The following is a 6,525-nucleotide window of genomic DNA, read 5'->3' as shown; positions in this document are numbered from 1 at the left end:
CGTGATGGTTATAACGTATTCGCCATATCAGCCCATTTTTTTCAATTCGAATAATTCGTCCACGTTGCCAAGTATAATCTTCATAACTGTTGTCTGGGTAAATAATGGTTTTTAACTCGGCATTAACCGTATATTCATAGTGGGTTTGATGCCCTAACGCATCAATCTCAACGGTTTTCAATCCCTCTTCATTATACTGATAGGTTTTGGTCGCCCCATTAGCATCGGTTTCTGACTGTAACAAACCATCTTTATGGGAGTAACACTTTTGACTGCCATCAGCCATGGTGACAATCACGTTTTCATCTTGCCATGTGTAACGTTCATCTAATTGCCCAAAGTTACCCCATTGACGTAAACAACGAACATCTTGACCTTCACCCTCCCAGACCCAGTTAAATTCAGCGCCTCCAGCCATTGTTCGCTTTTGAATAACATTTAAGGCGTCATATTCATACGTTTCAGTTTGACCCGCTGCGTTAGTTGCCCCAATAAGTTGATGATGGTCATTATAGTGATAGTGCATTAGAGGGTGCAGCGTTTGCCATTCCCCTTCCACTAAAATCTGTATAGTGACCGTATCAATCAGTATTGATTGCTTATCATAATAACCAAAAGCTAAACGTCGTGTTTTATCTTGCTGAGGTTGTAAGGCTATCAAGCGATGATGATTATCATAAACCACATTGAGTCGGTGACCATACTTATCAGTAATAGCACTTAAATAGGCCGTTTGTTCAACTCGTTTGAAATGATATCGTACGCGGTTGTTACCTTTTTTATACAAGACGTATTCATCGGCGGTGTCGCGTTGGTGCATCCGCACTTATATGGGAATTTAGTTTGTAAAAAACGTTAAGGAGTGTATACCGTTGCGTTGAGATTTTTTTATCGTTTAGGGTTTTGGTGTAATTATTTTATTCTAATTTTGTGCATAAAGAATAACATAACTTGGTGGCAGCGTTAACTGTCACCCAATAGGCCGAAGCTTAAAGATATGCTTGATTAAGTTAAGACGCTTAAATGTCTTGAAACCTATTAATTAAATAAGGTAAGCTCTATCAATTATTTTGGCTTGGCGGATAATTCAAAATAGCTTCCTTGTACCCATCATGGCTAGAAAAATACTTTATCTGAAAATCAAAATCCCATATTGGGGATTCAATATGATTAAAAATACTCATATCTAAAGATTTATTTTTCATCTTTACTTCCAATTCTTTATTATGATTTATCTTTTTTATCCCCTCATACCCACCAACCTGATCATCATTCCCAATCATTAATGGAACAATGCTATCTTCCTCCAATTCTAACCAAACATGACCTTGAAAAATGGCTCGACCAAAAATATTTGAATCTAAGTGCTCTGTATCATATCCGCCAAATATTGTATAACGATCTTTGATATTAAATTTTAAACCGGATGAATAATAATAATCGCGTTCATTATGCATGACTTTAAGGTCATAACAGCATACGTTTTCTATCGTTAGTAAAGCTTTTTGAGCTAATATAACTAAATCATCACTGATATTAATTATACTTTTCGGGTTAACAGAAAGTATTTGGTCGCGCAACACCGCTTCATCCATATTTATAGATACATTTTCTAGATGCATTTTGCATATAGATGTTCCTTTTTCGAACCAAGGCAAAGAAGAATATCCATATATTCCACTTAACCCATCAAAATCAATAACGTATCGATAAATATTGGTTAGATCTAATTTGTATTTCATCATATCACCCTACTCGTAAAATCATCTGGATGATGATATCTTGTAAGCCCTTGTTCTGGTTTACTTAAACAACTTTTTATCTTCTTTTTAGCTTGAAATAATAATTTGCCAAAAAATTAACTTCATTAAATCAATTCAACTTTATTATTGGTCTTTTTTCTGTCTATCAGCTTATTTATAATTATTAATAGCTTCCCGATACCTGTTCTTATTTTTGTGCGATGGGGAATGACAAGGCTTGGCGACAGTGTTAACGGACATCAAATGGATAAAGCCTTTAAAAAGTATATTTGATTAAATTAATAGTATTTCAATGTGTTGAAATCGATTATATTAAAATTTGTCGATATTTCGCTAATGGTTAGGTTTTGCTAAAAAATAGTATTACCTAAATCATCTATTATAGCGGCCAGTACTATCAATTATTTTGGCTTGGCGGATAGTCCAAAATAGCTTCCTTGTACCAATGATGATCAGAAAAATGCTTTATCTGAAAATCAAAATCCCATATTGGCGACACAATATGATTAAAAATACTCATATCTAAAGATTTATTTTTTATTTTTACTTCTAATCTTTTATTTTCATTAATTTTTTTTATCTCCTCATACCCACCGAGCTGATCATCATTTCCTATCATTAATGGAACAATGTTATCTTCATCCAATTCTAACCAAACGTGCCCTTGAAAAATGGCTCTACCAGAAATATTTGAATCTAAGTGCTCTGTATCAAACCCACCAAAGTAGATATAACGATCTTTGATATTAAATTTTAAGCCGGATGAATAATAATAATCGCGTTCATTATGCGTGACTTTAAGGTCATAACAGCATACGTTTTCTATCGTTAGTAAAGCTTTTTGAGCTAATATAACTAAATCATCACTAATATTAATTATACTTTTCGGATTAACAGAAAGTATTTGATTGCGCCATATAGCCTCATCCATATTTATAGATAAGTTTTCTAGTTGCATTTTGCATATAGATGTTCCTTTTTCGAACCAAGGCAAAGAAGAATAGACTTCTACTCCACTCAACCCATCAAAATCAATACAATATTGATAACTATCGGTTAGATCTAATTTGTATTTCATTATATCACCTATTGTTTTTTAAAAATAAATTCGTTTATTTGTTCACCTTTGATTGGCGCTCCACTCGTTTGTTTATATCCTGCACTAAGGACTTTTCGTTTGCTAATTAATTGCAAATCTTTAAGTTTGGCGATTTCTTCTATTTTTCTAAGATGTCTATTATTTTCACTGCCACGAATGATTATTGTCCCATCTTTCTTTAAAACGCGGAGGACTTCATCATTTAAGGGAGTATAACCATACGGGTTATCCATTATAATGGTCTTTTGCGAGCCGGTGGCGATATTCGACAAATTATGCGCATCGCCAGCAAAAACACCTGGCGCCATAGGGTGAGCAGGATGAGATATATTGTAAGCACCCTCGATAGGGTTTAGCCCGGCACCAATAACGAGTGTTCCATCCTGTTCAGCAGATTTTAAGTATCTTTTATTTCCAACAATAAACCATTTACATTCTAATCCCAACGGGTCAATTAAGTCTATTGGATCATTATTGGCATATTGATAACTATTTAACCCACCCAGTATACCTAGTGGGTCTTGGGTGATATATCTGCCTGTAAACGGGTCGTAATCATGATTTAAACAAAATACATAATTATCTTCGTAATGATATTAGCGGTGGTGGAGTATAATTATGTTTAGCAATATACTCTATTGCTTTTTGTCGTTCTTCTTCGGTAACTTTATCATTATAAGTTAAATAATTTTTTACTACTTTAAATGATTGTGAAAATTCGGGATTTTTCACAATAAGCAATCTTAAATTTTCACACCAAGGAATATCTGGCCACAAATCTAGATTGCGTGTTTTCTTTCTCACACCTTCTACTTTGATCCAATCAATCAAATTTAATGAAATTATAAATAAATTTCTTCTACCTACTAATCGAATAGCTGAATAAAGTGCTGGCGATTGAATATCTGCTTGTTTAAATAACAATAAGTCTTTCATCAGTTCTAATAACATAATAAGCCTTAATTCTTGTATGGATTATATTTAATATTTGGATAATTTTTCTCAATATGTTTTAGCATCATTTTGGCAGAGCTAAACTCAAGTGGTGCTCCCCCCCTTAATTGAAAAACTCGCTCTTGTGCAAAAGCTCTCGTTTCCCAAGGTGCATCCACACTTATATGGGAATTTAGTCTGTAAAAAACGTTAAGGAGTGTATACCGTTGCGTTGAGATTTTTTTATCGTTTAGGGTTTTGGTGTAATTATTTTATTCTAATTTTGTGCATAAAGAATAACATAACTTGGTGGCAGCGTTAACTGTCACCCAATAGACCAAAGCTTAAAAATATGCTTGATTAAGTTAAGACGCTTAAATGTCTTGAAATCTATTAATTAAATAATGTAAGCACTATCGATTATTTTGGCTTGGCGGATAATCCAAAATAGCTTCCTTGTACCAATAATGACTATAAAAATGCTTCATATAAAAATCAAAATCCCATATTGGGGATTCAATATGATTAAAAATACTCATATCTAAAGATTTATTTTTCATCTTTACTTCCAATTCTTTAGTGTAATTTATCCTTTTTATCCCCTCATACCCACCAACCTGATCATCATATCCAATCATTAATGGAACAATGCTATCTTCCTCCAATTCTAACCAAACATGACCTTGAAAAATAGCACTTCCATATATATTTGAATCTAAGTGCTCTGTATCAAACCCGCCAAAGTCAATATAACGATCTTTGATATTAAATTTTAAGCCGGATGAATAATAATAATCACGCTCATTATGCATGACTTTAAGGTCATAACAGCATACGTTTTCTATCGTTAGTAAAGCTTTTCGAGCTAATATAACTAAATCATCACTGATATTAATTATACTTTTCGGGTTAACAGAAAGTATTTGGTCGCGCAATACCGCTTCATCCATATTTATAGATACATTTTCTAGATGCATTTTGCATATAGATGATCCTTTTTCAAACCAAGGTAAAGAAGCATAACTTTTTATTCCACTTAACCCATTAAAATCAATAAAATAATTATAAATATCGGTTAGATCTAATTTGTATTTCATTATATCACCTATTGTTTTTTAAAAATAAATTCATCTATTTCTTTACCTTGAATTGGCGCTCCACTCGTTTGTTTATATCCCGCACTAAGGACTTTTTGTTTGCTAATTAATTGCAAATCTTTAAGTTTGGCGATTTCTTCTATTTTTCTAAGATGTTTATTATTTTCACTGCCACGAATGATTATTGTCCCATCTTTCTTTAAAACGCGGAGAACTTCATCATTTAAGGGAGCATAGCCATACGGATTATCCATTATAATGGTCTTTTGCGAGCCAGTGGCGATATTCGACAGATTATGCGCATCGCCAGCAAAAACACCTGGCGCCATAGGGTGAGCAGGATGAGATATATTGTAAGCACCCTCGATAGGGTTTAGCCCGGCACCAATAACGAGTGTTCCATCCTGTTCAGCAGATTTTAAGTATCTTTTCTTTCCAACAATAAACCATTTACATTCTAATCCCAACGGGTCAATTAAGTCTATTGGATCATTATTGGCATATTGATAACTATTTAACCCACCCAGTATGCCAAGTGGGTCTTGGGTGATATATCTGCCAGTAAATGGGTCGTAGTAACGGTTTAGGTTATAATGAAGCCCTGTTTCCTCATCATAATATTGCCCTTGGAACCTTAACGGATTATTCGGCAGGGAATCTATATCGTCCTGATGGTAGGTTTCGTTTATTATCTGTCCATAGGCATTATACTGGCATTCGTAGAGCGTGTCACCTAAGCTGCCGGTAAGGGCTATGGGTGTGCCGAGGTGGTCGTTTTGGTACCAGTAGAGTTTGATATTGTCTTGCTGCGCATTGCCGTGCACCAGAGCTAAGGGGCGGTAAGAGTCTGGCTCGTAAAGGTAGCTTTGCCAGTGTTTATCGTTATCGGTCTCGGCAATAAGCCGACTACCTTGCCAGATAAATTCGGTGGTTTTGCCGTCTACCGTTTTACTGGTACGACGGTTAAAGGCATCATAAGTATAAGTGATGATAAGCCCCGTCGGTTTAATCACTTTGATAAGTCGATGCCGGCAGTCGTATTGATAGTGGGTAACTAGACTGTGGTCTTTTCCGCGCTTTTCGGCAATTAAGTTACCAAAGCGGTCATATTCAAAGTGTTTATCACTAAAAAAGGTTAATCGGTTGCCTTTGGCGATATTGGCATGAAAAGGCGTGGGGGCTAGTGCTTGGGTTTCACTGATTTTATTGCCCGTTGGGTCATAATCAAACTGCTCGACTTTTTCAGCATGATGTTGCTCGGGATTGACCTCAGGGTAAGTCACTGTGTGTAATTGACCGGCGTTATCATAACGGTAACGGCGTGGCTGATGTCCGGTGATTTCGGCAAGCTGTCCGTTAGGATTGTAGTGATATTGCTGTTGCCAAATTGGCGTTGGCGAGGTTTGGGTGCTGATATCATAACTATGATAACGTTGATGGGCAATAAGTTGCCCTAGCGGGTCATACTGGTAACGGTTAACCAGCCCATTACCCTGACGGCGTTCACACTCTCGCCCTTGTTTATCCCAACGAAAAGCGGCTAATGGCTGGTGGTCGAGTGTCATCCCCAGTAGCTGACCCTGATTGTAATGATATTCTAACCATTGCCCATCGGGCAGTTTAGTGCCATTGA

6 protein-coding genes and 2 pseudogenes are annotated in these 6,525 nt (G+C 35.8%); all 8 read right to left on the bottom strand.

Annotated elements, in window-relative coordinates; genetic code table 11:
- Window positions 1–820, bottom strand: a pseudogene (locus A9G41_RS11930) (RHS repeat domain-containing protein); the annotation flags it as partial.
- 241 nt (window positions 821–1,061) lie between these two features.
- The gene (locus tag A9G41_RS11925) at window positions 1,062–1,742 is read right to left on the bottom strand and encodes a hypothetical protein (RefSeq protein ID WP_075539746.1); all 681 of its coding nucleotides are present in this window, start codon (window positions 1,740–1,742) and stop codon (window positions 1,062–1,064) included.
- A 418-nt stretch (window positions 1,743–2,160) separates the two neighbouring features.
- Window positions 2,161–2,841 carry a hypothetical protein gene (locus A9G41_RS11920; protein ID WP_075539745.1) on the bottom strand — a complete coding sequence of 227 codons (681 nt, stop codon included), beginning with the start codon at window positions 2,839–2,841 and terminating at the stop codon, window positions 2,161–2,163.
- 8 nt (window positions 2,842–2,849) lie between these two features.
- Complete coding sequence (locus A9G41_RS11915; RefSeq protein ID WP_075539744.1) at window positions 2,850–3,308, bottom strand: hypothetical protein; 459 nt, start codon at window positions 3,306–3,308, stop codon at window positions 2,850–2,852.
- 3 nt (window positions 3,309–3,311) lie between these two features.
- Window positions 3,312–3,407: pseudogene (locus A9G41_RS14805) on the bottom strand (RHS repeat-associated core domain-containing protein); the annotation flags it as partial.
- Window positions 3,408–3,441: 34 nt separating this feature from the next.
- Window positions 3,442–3,813, bottom strand: a complete 372-nt coding sequence (locus A9G41_RS11910; protein WP_065581359.1) for a hypothetical protein — start codon at window positions 3,811–3,813, stop codon at window positions 3,442–3,444.
- A 395-nt stretch (window positions 3,814–4,208) separates the two neighbouring features.
- Window positions 4,209–4,892 carry a hypothetical protein gene (locus A9G41_RS11905; RefSeq protein ID WP_065581360.1) on the bottom strand — a complete coding sequence of 228 codons (684 nt, stop codon included), beginning with the start codon at window positions 4,890–4,892 and terminating at the stop codon, window positions 4,209–4,211.
- Window positions 4,893–4,900: 8 nt separating this feature from the next.
- A partial coding sequence (locus A9G41_RS11900) for an RHS repeat domain-containing protein (RefSeq protein ID WP_143425478.1) occupies window positions 4,901–6,525 on the bottom strand: 1,625 nt, incomplete at its 5' end.

This window comes from Gilliamella sp. Nev5-1, assembly GCF_001690895.1.
GTDB lineage: Bacteria > Pseudomonadota > Gammaproteobacteria > Enterobacterales > Orbaceae > Gilliamella > Gilliamella apicola_C.
This window is presented reverse-complemented; position numbering and strand designations above follow the sequence as displayed.